General features: G+C 74.9%; 11 protein-coding genes. 8 read left to right on the plus strand and 3 right to left on the minus strand.

The features are described from left to right. Positions 1–7 precede the first annotated feature (7 nt). The 7 genes from ACFWDO_RS06825 to ACFWDO_RS06855 all read left to right on the plus strand — a co-directional run bounded on the left by ACFWDO_RS06825 (position 8) and on the right by ACFWDO_RS06855 (position 9,910). Positions 8–997: an ABC transporter permease gene (locus tag ACFWDO_RS06825; RefSeq protein ID WP_380315695.1), complete on the plus strand. Its 990-nt coding sequence runs from the start codon at positions 8–10 to the stop codon at positions 995–997. A gap of 14 nt (positions 998–1,011) precedes the next feature. Continuing rightward, complete coding sequence (locus ACFWDO_RS06830) at positions 1,012–1,998, plus strand: ABC transporter permease (protein ID WP_380315692.1); 987 nt, start codon at positions 1,012–1,014, stop codon at positions 1,996–1,998. Next, positions 1,995–2,912, plus strand: coding sequence for an ABC transporter ATP-binding protein (locus ACFWDO_RS06835; RefSeq protein ID WP_380315689.1), 918 nt, complete (start codon positions 1,995–1,997; stop codon positions 2,910–2,912). Before ACFWDO_RS06830 ends, ACFWDO_RS06835 begins: the two co-directional genes overlap by 4 nt. Further along, complete coding sequence (locus ACFWDO_RS06840) at positions 2,909–3,712, plus strand: ABC transporter ATP-binding protein (protein ID WP_380315686.1); 804 nt, start codon at positions 2,909–2,911, stop codon at positions 3,710–3,712. The genes ACFWDO_RS06835 and ACFWDO_RS06840 overlap by 4 nt, the downstream gene beginning before the upstream one ends. Before the next feature lie 69 nt (positions 3,713–3,781). Further along, positions 3,782–5,002 (plus strand): ROK family protein, encoded by a 1,221-nt coding sequence (locus ACFWDO_RS06845; RefSeq protein WP_380315683.1) that lies wholly within the window; start codon positions 3,782–3,784, stop codon positions 5,000–5,002. 112 nt (positions 5,003–5,114) lie between these two features. Beyond that, a complete protein-coding gene (locus ACFWDO_RS06850) occupies positions 5,115–7,709 on the plus strand; it encodes a glycoside hydrolase family 2 protein (RefSeq protein ID WP_380315680.1) in 2,595 nt (864 codons plus the stop codon). Beyond that, positions 7,706–9,910 carry an alpha-galactosidase gene (locus ACFWDO_RS06855; protein WP_380315677.1) on the plus strand — a complete coding sequence of 735 codons (2,205 nt, stop codon included), beginning with the start codon at positions 7,706–7,708 and terminating at the stop codon, positions 9,908–9,910. Before ACFWDO_RS06850 ends, ACFWDO_RS06855 begins: the two co-directional genes overlap by 4 nt. Here ACFWDO_RS06855 and ACFWDO_RS06860 read toward each other — a convergent pair. From ACFWDO_RS06860 to ACFWDO_RS06870, 3 genes are read right to left on the minus strand one after another with little or no spacing between them, the layout of a single operon-like run. Beyond that, on the minus strand, positions 9,894–11,261 hold the full coding sequence (locus ACFWDO_RS06860) for an aminoglycoside phosphotransferase (protein ID WP_380315675.1): 1,368 nt from the start codon (positions 11,259–11,261) through the stop codon (positions 9,894–9,896). The genes ACFWDO_RS06855 and ACFWDO_RS06860 overlap by 17 nt on opposite strands. Then, positions 11,258–13,060 (minus strand): maltose alpha-D-glucosyltransferase, encoded by a 1,803-nt coding sequence (gene treS, locus ACFWDO_RS06865; RefSeq protein ID WP_380315672.1) that lies wholly within the window; start codon positions 13,058–13,060, stop codon positions 11,258–11,260. Before treS ends, ACFWDO_RS06860 begins: the two co-directional genes overlap by 4 nt. A gap of 24 nt (positions 13,061–13,084) precedes the next feature. Further along, positions 13,085–15,148 carry an alpha-1,4-glucan--maltose-1-phosphate maltosyltransferase gene (locus ACFWDO_RS06870; protein ID WP_380315669.1) on the minus strand — a complete coding sequence of 688 codons (2,064 nt, stop codon included), beginning with the start codon at positions 15,146–15,148 and terminating at the stop codon, positions 13,085–13,087. Positions 15,149–15,500: 352 nt separating this feature from the next. On the opposite strand from ACFWDO_RS06870, the gene ACFWDO_RS06875 reads away from it, so the two are divergent. Continuing rightward, positions 15,501–16,238, plus strand: coding sequence for a hypothetical protein (locus ACFWDO_RS06875; protein WP_380315666.1), 738 nt, complete (start codon positions 15,501–15,503; stop codon positions 16,236–16,238). Positions 16,239–16,247 lie beyond the last annotated feature (9 nt).

The raw sequence follows: 16,247 nt of genomic DNA on the forward strand, positions 1-16,247 counted from the left end.
CAACGACATGACGTTCGTCGCACGCAAGCTCGGGTTCTACGTCGTCGCCCTGTGGGCGGCCCTGACCCTGAACTTCCTGATCCCACGGCTCATGCCGGGCAACCCGGTGGACCAGCTGGTGTCCAAGCTGGCCCAGAAGGGCCAGGTCACCCCGGCCACCCGGCACGCCATCGAGCTCCTCCTCGGCGCCGACACGTCGTCGCCGCTGTGGCAGCAGTACGTGGACTACCTGCGCCAGCTCGCCCACGGCGACCTGGGCGTCTCGGTCTCGTACTTCCCGGCGCCGGTGACGCAGGTGATCTCCCAGACCCTGCCGTGGACGGTGGGACTGATCGGGCTGTCCACGGTGATCTCTTTCGTGCTCGGCATCGGGCTGGGCACGCTCGCCGGCTGGCGGCGGGGCTCGTGGCTGGACAACCTCATCCCCGTCACCACGATGTTCCAGTCCGTGCCGTACTTCTGGCTGGCGCTGGTGCTGCTGTACCTCTTCGGGTCGGTGTGGCAGGTGTTCCCGCTCAACGGCGGCTACGACGTGTACACGACGTCGCCGGGCTGGAACGCGGCCTTCATCGGGTCGGTGCTCTACTACGGCGCGCTGCCGGCGGTGACCATCGTCGTGTCGTCGATCGGCGGCTGGATGCTGGGGATGCGCAACATGATGGTGTCCACGCTGTCCGAGGACTTCATCGTCACCGCGGAGGCCAAGGGGCTGCGGCGCGGGCGGATCATGCGCACCTACGCGGCCCGCAACGCCGTCCTGCCGTCGATCGCGGGCTTCGCGATCTCGCTCGGCTTCGTCGTCGCCGGCTCCATCGTCACCGAGGCGGTGTTCAGCTACCCGGGCATCGGGTCGGCCCTGCTCTCCGCGGTGAACAGCAGCGACTACGCCCTGATGCAGGGGATCTTCCTCGTCATCACGCTCTCCGTGCTGGGCGCCAACCTCCTGGTCGATCTCCTGTACTCGGTGATCGACCCCCGAACCCGCGCGCGCGGCTGAGAAAGGACGGATCGATGTCGATCACCTCCTCCGAGATCGTCGACGCCGCGGGCGTCGACACGGCGGCCGGGGCGCCGCCCCCCGGCGGCGGGCGCCGCATCCCGCTGCCCCCGCTCACCCCCAAGCTCGTCGTCGGGTCGGGCCTCGTGGCCGCGTTCGTGCTCTTCGGGCTGCTCGGCCCGCTGGTCGTGCAGGACCCGTCGGCGGTGAACAGCATCGGCATGACGCCGCCGTCCGCCGACCACCTGCTCGGCACCACCCAGACCGGCCAGGACGTGCTCGCCCAGCTCGCCTACGCGACCCGCGGGTCGCTGCTCATCGGCGCGATCGTGGGAGTGCTCACCCTGGTGCTCTCGGCCTTCTTCGGCGTCGTCGGCGCGTACGCCGGCGGCCTCACCGACGAGGCGTTCTCCCTGCTCTCGAACGTCATGCTGGTGATCCCCGGCCTGCCGCTGGTGATCGTCATCTCCAGCTACGTGCCGGACAAGAGCATCCTGCTCGTGGCGTTCGTGCTGGCGATCACCGGCTGGGCCGGGTCGGCGCGCGTGCTGCGCGGCTTCACCCTCAGCGTCCGCGGCCGGGACTACGTGCTCGCCGCCCGCGTGGCGGGGGAGCGGCCGTGGCGCGTGCTCGTCGTCGAGATCCTGCCGAACCTCATCCCGCTGCTCGCGTCGCAGGTGGTCATGGCGGTCATCTTCGCCATCCTCGGCGAGGCCGGCCTGTCGTTCCTCGGGCTCGGGGCCACCGGGTCGTTCACCTGGGGCACGATGCTCTACTACGCGCAGAACGGCCTGGCCCTGCGCCTCGGCGCCTGGTGGTGGTTCGTGCCGCCGGGCCTGGCGATCGCCGTCTTCGGCGCCGCGCTGTCGCTGGTCAACTACTCCATCGACGAGATCATCAACCCGAAACTGCGCAGCCAGACGCGCTCCGAGCGCAAGGGGTGGCGCCGCAGCGCGCGCACCGCCGCCGTGGCGACCGACCCGACGGAGGTGGCCGCATGAGCGCGGCGACGCAGACGAGCCCGGCACCGACGGGCACCGGTCGCCCGCCGGTGCTGTCCATCCGGGACCTCAGCATCACGTACCAGACCGCGACGCCCGTGCACGCCGTGCGCGACGTCAGCCTGGAGCTGGGCCGCGGCGAGGTCCTGGGGCTGGCCGGCGAGTCCGGCTGCGGCAAGTCGACGCTCGCCTACGGGGTGACCCGGCTGCTCAAGCCGCCGGCCGAGGTGACGTCCGGGTCGGTCGAGTTCCACTCCCGCGAGGGGTACGCCCTGGACGTCATGCGGATGGACGGCGAGGAGCTGCGGCAGTTCCGCTGGTCGAAGATCTCGATGGTCTTCCAGGGGGCGATGAACTCGCTCAACCCCGTGAAGAAGGTCCGCGACCAGCTCGACGACGTGCTGTCCACGCACCGGCCCGACATGTCGAAGGCGCAGCGCCGCACCCTGTGCGGCGAGCTGCTCGAGCGGGTCGGGGTGGACCGCAACCGGCTCACCGCGTACCCGCACGAGCTGTCCGGCGGCATGCGGCAGCGCGTGATGATCGCGATGGCGATGGCGCTCGACCCGCAGGTCATGATCATGGACGAGCCGACGACGGCGCTCGACGTCGTCGTCCAGCGCGAGATCCTGCAGGAGATCTCCCGCCTGCGCGACGAGCTCGGCTTCGCGGTCATGTTCATCACCCACGACCTGCCGCTGCTGCTGGAGATCAGCGACCGGATCGCGGTGATGCGCGAGGGCCGGGTGGTGGAGCTGGCCGACGCGCTCACGCTCTACACCAGCCCCCAGCACGAGTACACGCGCACGCTGCTGTCGTCGTTCCCCAGCCTCACCGGGGAGCGCGGCGGGTTCGTGCGGCACGGGTCGCGGGCGGTGCGCCCGGCCGCCGACGTCGAGGAGGAGACGGTATGACCACGCTCGAGGTGCGCGACGTCGTCAAGGAGTACCGGCTGCGCGCCGGCTTCCGGTCCACCGTGCTGCGGGCCGTGGACGGGGTGTCCTTCCGGCTCGAGCCCGGCCGGACCACCGCCCTGGTGGGCCAGTCCGGGTCCGGCAAGTCGACGGTCGCAAAGATGCTCATGCACCTGGAGCGCCCCACCACGGGAGAGATCCTCGTGGACGGCGCCCGCGTGCGGCGGGGGCGGCGGGCCGAGGTGGCCTACCGCAGCCGGGTGCAGATGGTGTTCCAGGACCCCTTCGGCTCCCTCAACCCGTACCACTCGATCGGCCACCACCTGGAGCGGCCGGTGCGCCTGCACCACCCGCGCCTCGGCGACGCCGAGGTGCGGGAGCGGGTACTGGGGCTGCTGCGGCGCGTGCGCCTGGACCCCGCCGAGGCGTACGCCCAGCGCCGCCCGCACGAGCTGTCCGGCGGGCAGCGGCAGCGGGTCGCCATCGCCCGAGCACTCGCGCCCGAGCCCGGCATCCTCGTGGCCGACGAACCCGTCTCCATGCTCGACGTGTCCATCCGGCTCGGCGTGCTCAACCTGCTCGCGTCGCTGCAGGAGGAGGACGACCTCGGCGTCCTGTACATCACGCACGACCTGGCCACCGCCCGGCACTTCTCCGACGAGATCCTGGTGATGCACCAGGGCCGGATCGTGGAGGGCGGGCCGGCCGACGACGTCATCCTGCGCCCGCAGCACGACTACACCAAGACGCTGCGCGCGGCGTCGCCGGACCCCGACCGGCGCCTCGCGGAGCTGTCGTGACCGGGCGCCGCGCGCCGCAGGCGGGCGCGCGGCGCCCGTGTCGTGACACCCTGAGCCGGGAGGTTGACCATGACAGAGGTGCTCGGTGGTGCCGGGCCGGCGGCGGGGCCGTCGAGCCGCTCGGCCGTGCTCGACGCGATCCGCGCCGCGGGGACGATCAGCCGCGTCGAGATCACGGCCGCCACGGGCCTGACCGGGGCCACCGTGTCGACCACGGTGCGCCGGCTCATCGAGGACGGGCTGGTGCAGGAGTCGGGGCTCGGGGAGTCCACCGGCGGCAAGCGGCGCGTGCTGCTGGAGCTGGTGCCCACGAGCCGGCACGCCGTGGGGGTGCACCTGGACGGCACGGACGTCACGTACGCCCTGGTGAACCTCGACGGCGCGGTGGTGGCGCGGCTGCGCCGCACCTCGGTGACCGGGGACCCGGACGACGTGGTGCGGGGCATGGCCGAGACGGTGCGCGGCCTGGTCGACAGCGCCGGCGCCCGCTGGGAGAACGTGCTCGGCCTCGGCGTCGTCTCGCCGGGCCCGCTCGCGACCGGCTCGCGAATGGTCCTGACCGGGCCGGCCGCGGGCGGCTGGGCGGACTTCCCCCTCGGCCCGCGGCTCGGGGAGGCGACGGGGCTGCCCGTCGTCCTCGACAACGACGCGACGGCCGCGGCCGTGGGCGAGCACTGGACCGGCGGGGCGGGGGGCAGCACGGCGTTCGCGGCGCTGTACCTCGCCACCGGGATCGGCTCCGGCGCCGTGCTCGACGGCGTCCCGCTGCGCGGCGTGAGCTCCAACGCGGGCGAGATCGGGCACGTGTGCGTGGAGGCCGACGGGCCGGAGTGCTGGTGCGGGTCGCGCGGCTGCGTGGAGGCCCTGGGCGGCCCACGGGTCGTGGTCGCGGCGGCCGAGGCGGCCGGCTTCGACCTCGGCGGCGCGGACCGGCCCGTGTCGGTGCGCTTCGCGGCCCTCGCCCGCGCGGCGCTCGCGGGCGACCCCGTCGCCGCCAACCTGCTGCACCGCTCGGCCCGCTACGTCGCGATCGCCGCGCAGACCCTCGCGCGCGTGCTCGACGTCGACCGCCTCGTCCTCACGGGCCCGGCGATGGCGCTCGCCGGGTCGCTCTACCTGCCCGCCGTCCAGGAGCGCCTGGCCGCGTCGTCGTTCGCGCCGCAGGACCACGGCGTCCAGGTGGTCATCTCGTCCGCCGCGGCGGAGGCCGCCGCGATCGGCGCGGCCGCCCTCGTCCTGCAGGGCGAACTCGTGGCCCGCACCGGCGGCCTGCGCGTCGCGGCCGGCTGACCGGGTCGCCGCCACCGCTTCCGCCGCCACCGACCCCCTCGCCGCTGCTCCCGTCGCCCCGCCGCGCCGTCATCCCCGTCTCGTGACCCCCGACATCCTCCGGAGGAACCGCATGTCCCGCACCACCGCCGTCTCGCGCGAGCTGCACGACGGCTGGACCGTCCGCGCCGTCGCGGGCCCCGTCCCCGACGACCTCGCCGCCGTCCTGCACGACCCGCGCGGCGTCCCCGCCACCGTGCCCGGAACCGTGCACACCGACCTGCTCGCCGCGGGCCTCATCCCCGACCCGTACCTCGACGACCACGAGGCGCTGCTGAAGTGGGTCTCGGCGTGCGACTGGGAGTACCGCACCACCGTCGCGTGGGAGCCCGACGGCCGCGACCGGCAGGACCTGGTCCTCGACGGCCTCGACACGGTCGCCACGATCACGCTCAACGGCGCCGAGGTGGGCCGCACCGCGAACCAGCACCGCCGCTACCGGTTCGACGTCTCGGCGCTGCTCCGCCCGGGCGCCAACGAGCTGACGGTGCGGTTCGCGTCGCCCGTGCGCGAGGCCGACGCCCGCAGCCTGTCCCTCGGGTACCGCCCGCAGGTGAACCACCACCCGTTCAACGCGCTGCGCAAGGCCGCGTACAACTTCGGCTGGGACTGGGGCATCGACGCCGCGACGGTCGGCGTCTGGCGGCCCGCGCGGCTCGAGTCGTGGAGCACGGCCCGCCTCGCCGAGGTCCGCCCGCTGGCGACCGCCGACGTCGCCCGCGGCGTCGGCCTGCTCGACGTGCACGTCCGCGTGGAGCGCGCGGGGGCGCGGGACGCCGGCCCGCTCGACGTCGCCGTCCGCGTGACCGGGCACGGCGCAGACGTCGCCGGCACCGCGCACCTGGCCGCGGGGGAGGACGCCGCCCTCGTGCGCCTCGAGGTGCCGGACGCCGCCCTCTGGTGGCCGCGCGGGTACGGCGACCAGCCGCTGCACGACGTCGCGGCGACTCTCACGGCTGCCGACACGGACGGCGCCGCCCCGGCGCCCGACGACGCCCTCGACCGCTGGGCGACGCGCACCGGCTTCCGCACCGCGCGGCTCGCGGTGGAGCCGGACGCCGACGGCACGTCGTTCACGATCGTGGTCAACGACCGGCCCGTGTGGGTCAAGGGCGCCAACTGGATCCCCGACGACGAGTTCCTGCCGCGCGTCACCCGCGCCCGCTACGCCGCGCGCCTCGACCAGGCGGAGCTGGCCGGCATCAACCTGCTGCGCGTGTGGGGCGGCGGGGTCTACGAGGCCGACGACTTCTACGCCGAGTGCGACGAGCGCGGCGTGCTCGTGTGGCAGGACTTCGCGTTCGCCTGCGCCGCGTACGCGGAGGAGGAGCCGCTGCGGGCGGAGGTGGAGGCGGAGGCCCGCGACAACGTCGCCCGGCTGGCGCCCCACCCGAGCCTCGTGCTGTGGAACGGCAGCAACGAGAACATCTGGGGCCACGGCACCTGGGGCTGGATCAAGCGCCTCGACGGCCGCACCTGGGGGCTCGACTACTACGAGAACCTGCTGCCGGCCGTCGTCGCCGAGCTCGACGGCACCCGCCCGTACACGCCGTCGAGCCCCTGGTCCGGCGACCTGCCGATCAAGCCCGACCTGTTCCCCAACGACCCGCGGCACGGGTCCATGCACTCCTGGGAGCTGTGGAACCGGGAGGACTGGCCGCACTACCGGGACGTCGTGCCGAGGTTCATGGCGGAGTTCGGCTGGCAGGGCCCGCCCACCTGGTCCACGCTCGTGCGCTCGGTGAGCGACGACCCGCTGACGCCCGAGTCGCCGGGCATGCAGGTGCACCAGAAGGCGGCGAGCGGCAACGACAAGCTCACCGACGGCCTGGTGGCCCACGTGCCGCTGCCGGACGACATGGACGACTGGCACTGGGCGATGTCCTGGAACCAGGCCACCGCCGTCCGCGTCGCGGTGGAGCACCTGCGCTCGTGGAGCCCCCGCTGCATGGGGTCGGTGATGTGGCAGCTCAACGACTGCTGGCCGGTGACGTCGTGGGCCGCCGTGGACGGCGACGGCCGCCCCAAGCCGCTGCTGCACGCCCTCGCCCGCGCGCACGCCGACCGGCTCGTGACGATCCAGCCGCGCTCCGCCGCGGGCGGCGAGCCGGCCGGGGACGGCACCGACACCCTGGCGGCGGTGCTCGTCAACGACACCGACGAGGCCTGGGCCGGCACGCTGCGGTGGCGCCGGGTGGGCTTCGACGGGGCCGAGGTGGCCGCGTCCGAGCAGGTCGTCGAGGTCGGGCCCCGGGCCGCGGTCACCGTGCCGGTGCCCTCGGCGCTCGCATCGGTCTCTGACGGTGCCGGCGCCGACGGCGCGGGGTCCGAGGTGCTCGTCGCGACCGTCGGCGATGCCCGGGACCTGTGGTTCGCCGCCGAGCCGCGCGACTCCGCGCTCGCCGCGCCCCGCCTGCAGACCGCGGTGGACGCCGTCCCGGGCGGGTTCCTGGTGCGGGTCACCGCGCAGAACCTGGTGCGCGACCTCACCCTCCTCGCGGACAAGGCGCACCCCGACGCCCGGGTGGACGACATGCTCGTCACCCTGCTGCCGGGGGAGAGCGTCACCCTGCGCGTGACCGTGCCCGACGGCGCGGACGTCGACCCCGACGCGCTTGTGGCGCCGCACGTGCTGCGGTCGCTCAACCAGCTCGTCGCCGACCGGTGACGGACGCCGCCCGGCACGTGCACCTGCGCGCCGGCGGGGTGAGCCTCGTGCTGCGCCTCGCCGGCGGGCGGCTGCCGGCCGTCGTGCACTGGGGCGCCGACCTCGGCGACCTCGACGACGACGCGCTGGCGGCGCTGGCGCTCGCCGCCGCGCCGCAGCCGTTCGGGTACCCCGTCGACGGACCGATGCCGGTGTCCCTGCTGCCCGAGGCGTCCGCCGGCTGGCCGGGGCTGCAGGGCGTCACCGGCCACCGGGCGGGGGCCGCCCCGGCGCCGCGGTTCGTCGTGACGGGCGTCGAGACCGTGGAGCTGCCCGCGCCGTGGGCCTCTGGTGTCGTCGTGACGGCGGCCGACGAGGACGCCGGTCTGGCCCTGCGCCTCGAGGTCGAGCAGGCGCGCTCCGGCCTGGTCCGGCTGCGCGCCGCGGTGCGCTCGACGTCGGGACCGACCGGCGACCCGACCGTCGACCCGACCGCGCCCTACGACCTCGCCGGCGTGCTGCCGGCGCTGCCGGTGCCGGCGCGCGCCGTGGAGCTGCTGGACGTCACCGGCCACCAGCTGCGCGAGCGGTCGCCGCAGCGGCTGCCGTTCGTGCACGGGCGGCACGAGCGCGGCAGCCTGCGCGGCCGGCCCGGGTTCGACAGCGGCTTCCTGCTCTGCGCGGGGGAGCCCGGGTTCGGCGACCGGCACGGCGAGGTGTGGGCCGTGCACGTCGGCTGGTCGGGCAACCAGCGCATGGTCGCCGAGCGCTCGCCCCACGGCGTCGCCCTGCTCGCCGCGGGGGAGGCACTGCTGCCGGGCGAGGTGCGCCTCGGCGCCGGCGAGGAGTACGTCTCGCCGTGGACGTACGCGGTGCACGGCGTCGGGCTCGACGGCGTGCGCGCCCGCGTGCACGACTGGCTACGCGCGCGTCCCCAGCACCCCCGCGCGCCGCGACCGGTCGTCGTGAACACGTGGGAGGCGGTGACGTTCGACCACGACCTGGGGCGGCTCACCGCGCTGGCCGAGGCGGCCGCCGCGGCGGGCGCCGAGCGGTTCGTGCTCGACGACGGGTGGTTCGGCGCGCGGCGCGACGACGGCGCCGGCCTGGGCGACTGGGTGGTCTCGCCCGACGTCTGGCCCGACGGGCTGTGGCCGCTGGTGGACCGCGTGCGCGCGCTCGGGATGGACGTCGGGCTGTGGGTGGAGCCCGAGATGGTCAACCCGGACTCCGACCTGGCGCGGGCCCACCCGGAGTGGCTGCTCACCGGCGCGGGCGGGCGCCCGCTGGGCCCCGCGCGGCGCCAGCAGGTGCTCGACCTGGCCCACCCGGGCGCGTACGCGCACGTGCGGGACCAGCTCGACGCCCTGCTCGAGGAGTACCCGATCGCCTCCCTCAAGTGGGACCACAACCGGGAGCTCGTCGGCGCGGGGCACGCGCCGTCGGGCCGCGCGGCCGCGCACCGGCAGACCCTGGCCCTCTACCGGCTGCTCGACGAGCTGCGTGCCCGCCACCCGGGCCTGGAGATCGAGACCTGCGCGTCCGGCGGGGCGCGCGTGGACCTGGGGATCCTGGAGCGCACCGACCGCGTGTGGGCCTCGGACTCGACCGACGCGCACGAGCGGCAGCAGATCCAGCGCTGGACCGGCCTGCTGGTGCCGCCGGAGATGCTCGGCGCGCACGTCAGCGCCCCCGTCGCGCCGACGTCGGGCCGGGCCGTGCCGCTCGACTTCCGCGCGGCGACGGCCCTGTTCGGGCACCTCGGCATCGAGTGGGACCTCACCGAAGCGGCGCCGGAGGACCGGGCCCGCGTCGCCGCCTGGGCGGCGTACTTCACGGAGGTGCGCGGCCTGCTGCACGGCGGCGCCGCGGTGCACGCCGAGCACCCCGACCCCGCCTACCGGCTGCACGGCGTCGTCGCGCCCGGCGCGGACGACGCGCTGTTCGCCTGGGTATGCACGGCCACCTCGGACACGTGGCCGCCCGGCGCGGTGCCCCTGCCCGGCCTCGACAGGCGGCGCACCTACCGGGTGCGGCTGGACGGGCCGGCGCGCACGCTCGACGGCGTCGCCGCACGCTGGGGCACCACGCTGCCCTGGGTCGACGCCGGCGGGGTCACGCTGCCCGGCGCGGTGCTGGCCGACGTCGGGCTGGCGATGCCCGTGCTCGACCCGGACCGGGCGGTGCTGCTGCGGGTGACCGCCGTCAGCGCGGCCGGCTGAGCGCGCGGTCCACGGCCGACAGCGGGATGTGCGCCCACGCGGGCCGCTGCCGGGTCTCGTAGACGACCTCGTAGAGCGCCTTGTCGAGCACGAGGGCGGCGAGGACGGCGTCGGCCGTGGGCGGGTCGAGGTCCGGGGAGCGGCGGGAGGCCAGGCCGCTCACCGCCGCCGACGCGTCGGCGGACTGGCGGTAGCGGGCGACGAAGGCGTGCACGGCCTCCGCCTCCCAGTACGGGTCGGGCGCCCCGCCCACCGCCGCCGCGTACGCGAACGACCGGACCATGCCCGCGACGTCGCGCAGGGGGAGGTCCGGCGCGGAGCGCTCCGCGGCGGGGCGCTGCGGCTCGCCCTCGAAGTCGAGCAGCTTCCAGCCGGTGGCGCCGTGCAGGGCCTGGCCCAGGTGCAGGTCACCGTGCACGGTCTGCAGGCGCAGCCGGGGCAGGCGGCCCTGCAGGTCGTCGAGGAGGGCGTCGATCTCCGTCTCGCGCGCGGCCAGGGACGGCGCCTCGGCCGCGGCGAGCGCCGCCCTCCGGCGCAGGCCGCCCACGAACGCCTCCGGGTCGAGCAGCGGTCCCGGCGGCATGGCCTGGCGCAGCACCACGTGCAGCTCCGCCACGGTGCGCCCGAGGTCCGCCGCGAGGTGCGCGAACGACTCGCCCCGCCCGGCGTGCTCGCAGGCCAGCTCGAACCCGTCCTGGGCCTGGGGCACCAGCTCGCTGAGCACGGCCAGGGCCGTGGTCACCCCCGGCCCGGTGGGCACCTGCAGGGCGCCGAGGAACCGCGGCACCCCGTCCCACCCGGCGCGCGTGAGGGCGCGCGGCACGACGACGTCGGGGTGCGGGCCCGGGGTCACGGTCCGCAGGATCTTGAGCATCCCGCCCGAGGACCCGGGGGACGGCACGCCCGGCAGCACCACGCTGGTGTTCGACTGCTCCCCGGCGACGACGTGCCCGCCGGCCACCAGGTCGGCGTCGGGCACCCCGTCGCCGGCGCCGGTCGCGCGCAGCAGCGCGAGCCACCCCGCGGGGTGGGCCCCGCCGTCGTGCACCGCGACCGGCCCTGCGGCGGTGTGCACCTCCGCGATGAACCCGGGCCCCCGGTCGGCCGGGTCGGTGAGCACCAGCGGCACCTGCGCCACCGCGGCGCCGCCCGGCACCCCGGCGCCGCGCAGCCGGGTGAGCACGACGACGACGTGCTCGTCGTCGAAGGTCACCGCGAGCCAGGGCTCCACCTGCACGCCGGCGCCGCTCGCGCCGCCCGCGGGGAACCAGCGGCGGCCGGGCAGCCAGGCCGCGAGCAGGTCCCCGACGCTCGGGTCGGGGACGTCCGCGGCCGGCCGCACGGCGGTCATGCCCGCTCGCCCCCCGGGGCCGACCCGGCCGGCGGCGTGAGGAGCAGCCAGTAGAAGTCGCGCGAGCCCCATGTCATCGTGACCTCGCCGTCGGGCGCCACGTCGGGGAACCTCGCCCCGCCGAAGAGGTCGGTCAGCGACCACCCCGCGTACCCCGGCAGCCGCACCCGCGCCGACCGCGCCGTCGCGGACAGGTTCGCCGCCACCAGCAGCGTCTCGTCCGGCGTCGCGCGCGTGAACGCGAGCACCGCCTCGTCGTCCGCGTCGAGGGCACCGAGGTCGCCGGTGCCGAACGCCGGGTGCAGCCGCCGCACCGCGAGCATGCCGTGCACCCAGTGCAGCAGCGACGACGACTGCGCGAGCTGCGCCTCCACGTTGGTGTGCTGGTAGTGGTGCACCAGGGACTGCACCAGCGGCAGGTACAGCTGGCCCGGGTCGGCGGTGGAGAAGCCGGCGTTGCGGTCGGGCGTCCACTGCATGGGCGTGCGCACGGCGTCGCGGTCCGGCAGCCAGATGTTGTCGCCCATGCCGATCTCGTCGCCGTAGTACAGGCACGGGCTGCCGGGCAGGCTCAGCAGGAGGGCGTGCGCGAGCTCGATCTCCTTGCGGGAGTTGTCGAGCAGCGGCGCCAGGCGCCGGCGGATGCCGATGTTGGCGCGCATGCGCGGGTCGGGCGCGAACCACCCGTACATCGCCGCGCGCTCCTCCGTGGAGACCATCTCCAGGGTCAGCTCGTCGTGGTTGCGCAGGAACGTGGACCACTGGCCGCCCGGGGCGGGCACGTCCGGCGTGTCCGCGAGGATGTCCAGCAGGGGCCGGGCGCGCTGGTCGCGCATCGCGTAGTACACCCGCGGCATCACCGGGAAGTGGAAGCACATGTGGCACTCGGGCTCGTCCGCCGTGCCGAAGTAGTCCACCACCTCCTGCGGCCACTGGTTGGCCTCGGCCAGCATGATCCGGCCCGGGTACTCCTCGTCGATCATGCGGCGCACCCGGCGCAGGAACGCGTGCGTCTCCGGCAGGTTCTCGCAGTTGGTGCCCTCGGCCTCGAACAGGTACGGGACGGCGTCGAGCCGGAACCCGTCCACGCCGATGCCCAGCCAGAACCGCGCCACGTCGAGCATCGCGTCCACCACGCGCGGGTTCTCGAAGTTGAGGTCCGGCTGGTGGCTGAAGAAGCGGTGCCAGAAGTACTGCCGGCGCTCGGGGTCGAACGTCCAGTTGGACGTCTCGGTGTCCACGAAGATGATGCGCGCGTCCGGGTAGCGGGTGTCGTCGTCGGACCACACGTAGAAGTCGCCGTACGGGCCCTGCGGGTCGGAGCGCGACGCCTGGAACCACGGGTGCTGGTCGCTGGTGTGGTTCATCACCAGGTCCACCACCACGCGGATGCCGCGGGCGTGCGCCGCCTCGATCAGCTCGGTGAAGTCGCCGAGCGTGCCGTACTGGCCCGCGATCGCCGTGAAGTCCGCGACGTCGTACCCGCCGTCGCGCAGCGGCGACGGGTAGAACGGCGGCAGCCACAGGCAGTCCACGCCCAGCCACTGCAGGTAGTCGAGCCGCTCCGTCACGCCCCGCAGGTCGCCCGTGCCCCCGCCGGCCGTGTCCGAGAACGCCCGCACGATCACCTCGTAGAACACGGCCGTGCGGTACCACTCCGGGTCGTCGGACAGGCCCGGCTTGTCCAGCGGTGGTGGAGTCGGCTGCGCGCGCGTGGGCAGCGCCTGCACCGGCACCTGCCGCGTGATCGGGCGGGGCACCGGTGCGCCGCGGGCCGTGGCCGGCACGTCCGGGGTCATCGCTGTCCCGTCATGGCCGGCCTGTCATGCCAGCCCCACCGTGAGCACGTGCGCCACCTGCTCGCGCGGGTCGAGCCGGACGTACGGGTGCGCGCCCCACGGGTACGTGGCGCCCGACAGCTCGTCGTGCGCGACGAAGAACGGCTGGTCCTCCACGCCGTCGGGCCGCGTCAGGCCGAGGGCCTCGAGGTCGAGCAGCACCGTGGACTCCTGCGTGGCCCAAGGGTCCAGGTTGAGCACCACCAGCACGACGTCGTCCTGCGTCGCGCCCGGCCGGCCGGCCGCGGGCAGGTGCTCGGCCCGCACGCGGCGCGAGAACGCCACCACCTGGTCGTTCGTCGTGGGGTGCACGGCGAGGTCGCGCAGCTGCTGCAGCGCCGGGTGCGCGCGCCGGACCTCGTTGAGGCGGCGCAGCAGCGTCGAGATCCCGATGACGTCGGCCTGCGACCAGTCGCGGGGCTTGTACTCGTACTTCTCGTTGTCGATCTGCTCCTCGACGCCCGGGCGCGGCACGTTCTCCACCAGCTCGTAGCCGGAGTAGACCCCCCACGTCGGGCTGCCGAGCGCCGCCAGGACCGCGCGCACCGCGAAGCCCGCCACGCCGCCGTGCTGCAGGTACGGGGGCAGGATGTCGTGCGTCGTCGGCCAGAACGACGGGCGCAGCACCGAGCCCTGCGGCCCGGCGACCTCCTGGAGGTACTCCTCGACCTCCTCCTTGGTGTTGCGCCAGGTGAAGTACGTGTACGACTGGTGGAAGCCGATCCGCGCGAGGGTCTGCATCATCGCGGGCCGGGTGAACGCCTCGGACAGGAAGATCACCTCGGGGTGCGCGGCGTGCACCCGCGCGAGCAACCACTCCCAGAAGTCCAGCGGCTTCGTGTGCGGGTTGTCGACGCGGAACGCCGTGACGCCGCGGTCGATCCACAGCTCCACGATCCGCAGGATCTCCGCCGACAGGCCCTCGGGGTCGCGGTCGAAGTTCAGCGGGTAGATGTCCTGGTACTTCTTGGGCGGGTTCTCGGCGTAGGCGATGGTGCCGTCCGCGCGCACCGTGAACCACTCCGGGTGCTCGGTCACCCACGGGTGGTCCGGCGAGCACTGCAGCGCCAGGTCGAGCGCCACCTCCAGGCCCTCCTTCCGGGCGGCGGCCGTGAACGCGCGGAAGTCCCGCTCCGTGCCCAGGTCGGGGTGGATCGCGTCGTGCCCGCCGTCGGGCGAGCCGATCGCGTACGGGCTGCCCGGGTCGCCCGGCTGCGGGTCCAGCGTGTTGTTGCGGCCCTTGCGGAACGTGGTGCCGATCGGGTGCACGGGGGTGAGGTAGACGACGTCGAACCCCATCTCCGCGATCGCCGGCAGCCGCTGCGCCGCCGTCGCGAACGTGCCGGACCGCCACGTCCCGTCCTTGCGGCGCTTCGCCCCCTCGGAGCGCGGGAACATCTCGTACCAGCTCCCGGCGAGCGCCAGCGGCCGGCTCACGCGCAGCGGGTACGCGGCGCTCGCGGTCACGAGGTCGCGCAGGGGATTCCGGCGCAGCGCGTCATTCACGGCCGCCGTCATCGCCATCGCGAGGCGTGCCTCGGGGGGGCGGGTGGCGTCGGCGAGCTCGCGGGCCGCCGCCTCGAGGGTCGCCGCGTCGGCGGCGGGCCGGGCGGCCTGCAGCTCCGGAGCGACGATGCGCTCGAACAGCAGCCGGCCTTCCGCGAGCACCAGGTCGACGTCCTGCCCGGCGTCGAACTTGATCACCGCGTCGTGGGACCACGTGCCGTACGGGTCGGACCACGCCTCGACGCGGTACGACCAGTCGCCCTCCCCGTCCGGCTGGACGAAGCCGCGGAACCGGTCCAGGCCGGGCGCAACGTCGACCATCGGGGCGGTGGAGTGCACCGCGCCGTCCGGGGCGAGGAGAACGGCGGTGGCCCCGACGGCGTCGTGCCCCTCCCGGAACACCGTGGCCTCGACGGGCACCACCTCGCCGACCGCGGCCTTCGCCGGCCAGCGCCCGCCCTCGACGACGGGGGAGAGGTCCAGGACGGGTATCCGTCCGATCGGCACGTGCGGTGTGGGCTGCGGAGACGTCACGGCCTCCACGCTAGCCAGCCGCCGAGCGTTCCGCGCGGTAGTGCCATGCGTCCTGCCGTAGGTCCCGCGGGGCACTACCGCGGGACGGGAGGCACTACCGGGTCGCGTCGTCCACAGGGCGTCCCCGGCGGCGCCGGCCTCCTGCCACGCTGGTGCCATGCCCGACGACGCGCCCCCGTCACGACGCGACAGCCGGAGGCCGCGGGACACCGCCGTCCCGCGGCCGAGAGCCCTGCCGCCGGTCGTGACCTACGACGAGTCGCGGCGATCCACGATCGAGCGTCGACGGCGGCGCGGTGAGCTGGTACGGGTGGGGCGCGGCCAGTACGCAGGCCCGCCGCCAGCGGAGGCAGGGCCCGCGGTGCAGCGGGAGCAGCGCGTCCTGGCGAGGATCGTCGCAGCGTCCCGGACGCTGCACACCGACTACTGCTTCAGTCACGAGTCGGCAGCGCTACTGCACGGGCTGGGGGTCTACCGACTTGCCGAGGAGGTCCACGTCAGCCAGGCGTGGAAGCCGAAGGTGCGCCGGGAGCGGGGCACCACGTTGCGCAGGCACCCGGTCACGACCCTCGAGCGCACGATGGTCGACTGCGCCCGGTGGCTGCCGGGCGAGCGCGGGCTCGTCGTCGCCGACTCGGGTCTGCGCGCGGGGGCTGACCGTCGCGTCGCCGCATCCGTCCTTGCCGAGGCGGCCGGGAGGCCCGGGGTGCGGCAGGCGCGGCGGATCCTGGAGCTCGCCGACGCGAGGTCGGAGTCGGTGGGGGAGTCGCGGCTGCGCTGGACACTGCACTCGGCCGGTGTCGAGGTGCCGTCCCTCGCCGTCGCCGTGGAGACCTGGCGTGGCACCGTCTGGGTGGACGCCGGCTGGCCGGACCTCAAGGTGGGAATCGAGTTCGACGGCGCGGTGAAGTACTCCGGTGGTGAGTACGGCGACCCGCGCGAGCGGCTGCTCGCCGAGAAGCGTCGCCACGACGCGCTCACGGAGGCGGGGTGGGCCGTCCTCCGGGTCACCTGGGAGGAACTCGCCGACCCGGACCGCCTGATCGCCCGCATCCGGCGGGCGCTCGCCGAGGCGGCCCGCCGTCGTCTTGCGAGGTAGTGCCACCCG

This window comes from Isoptericola sp. NPDC060185, from assembly GCF_042728595.1.
In the GTDB taxonomy this organism is placed as follows: domain Bacteria; phylum Actinomycetota; class Actinomycetes; order Actinomycetales; family Cellulomonadaceae; genus Isoptericola.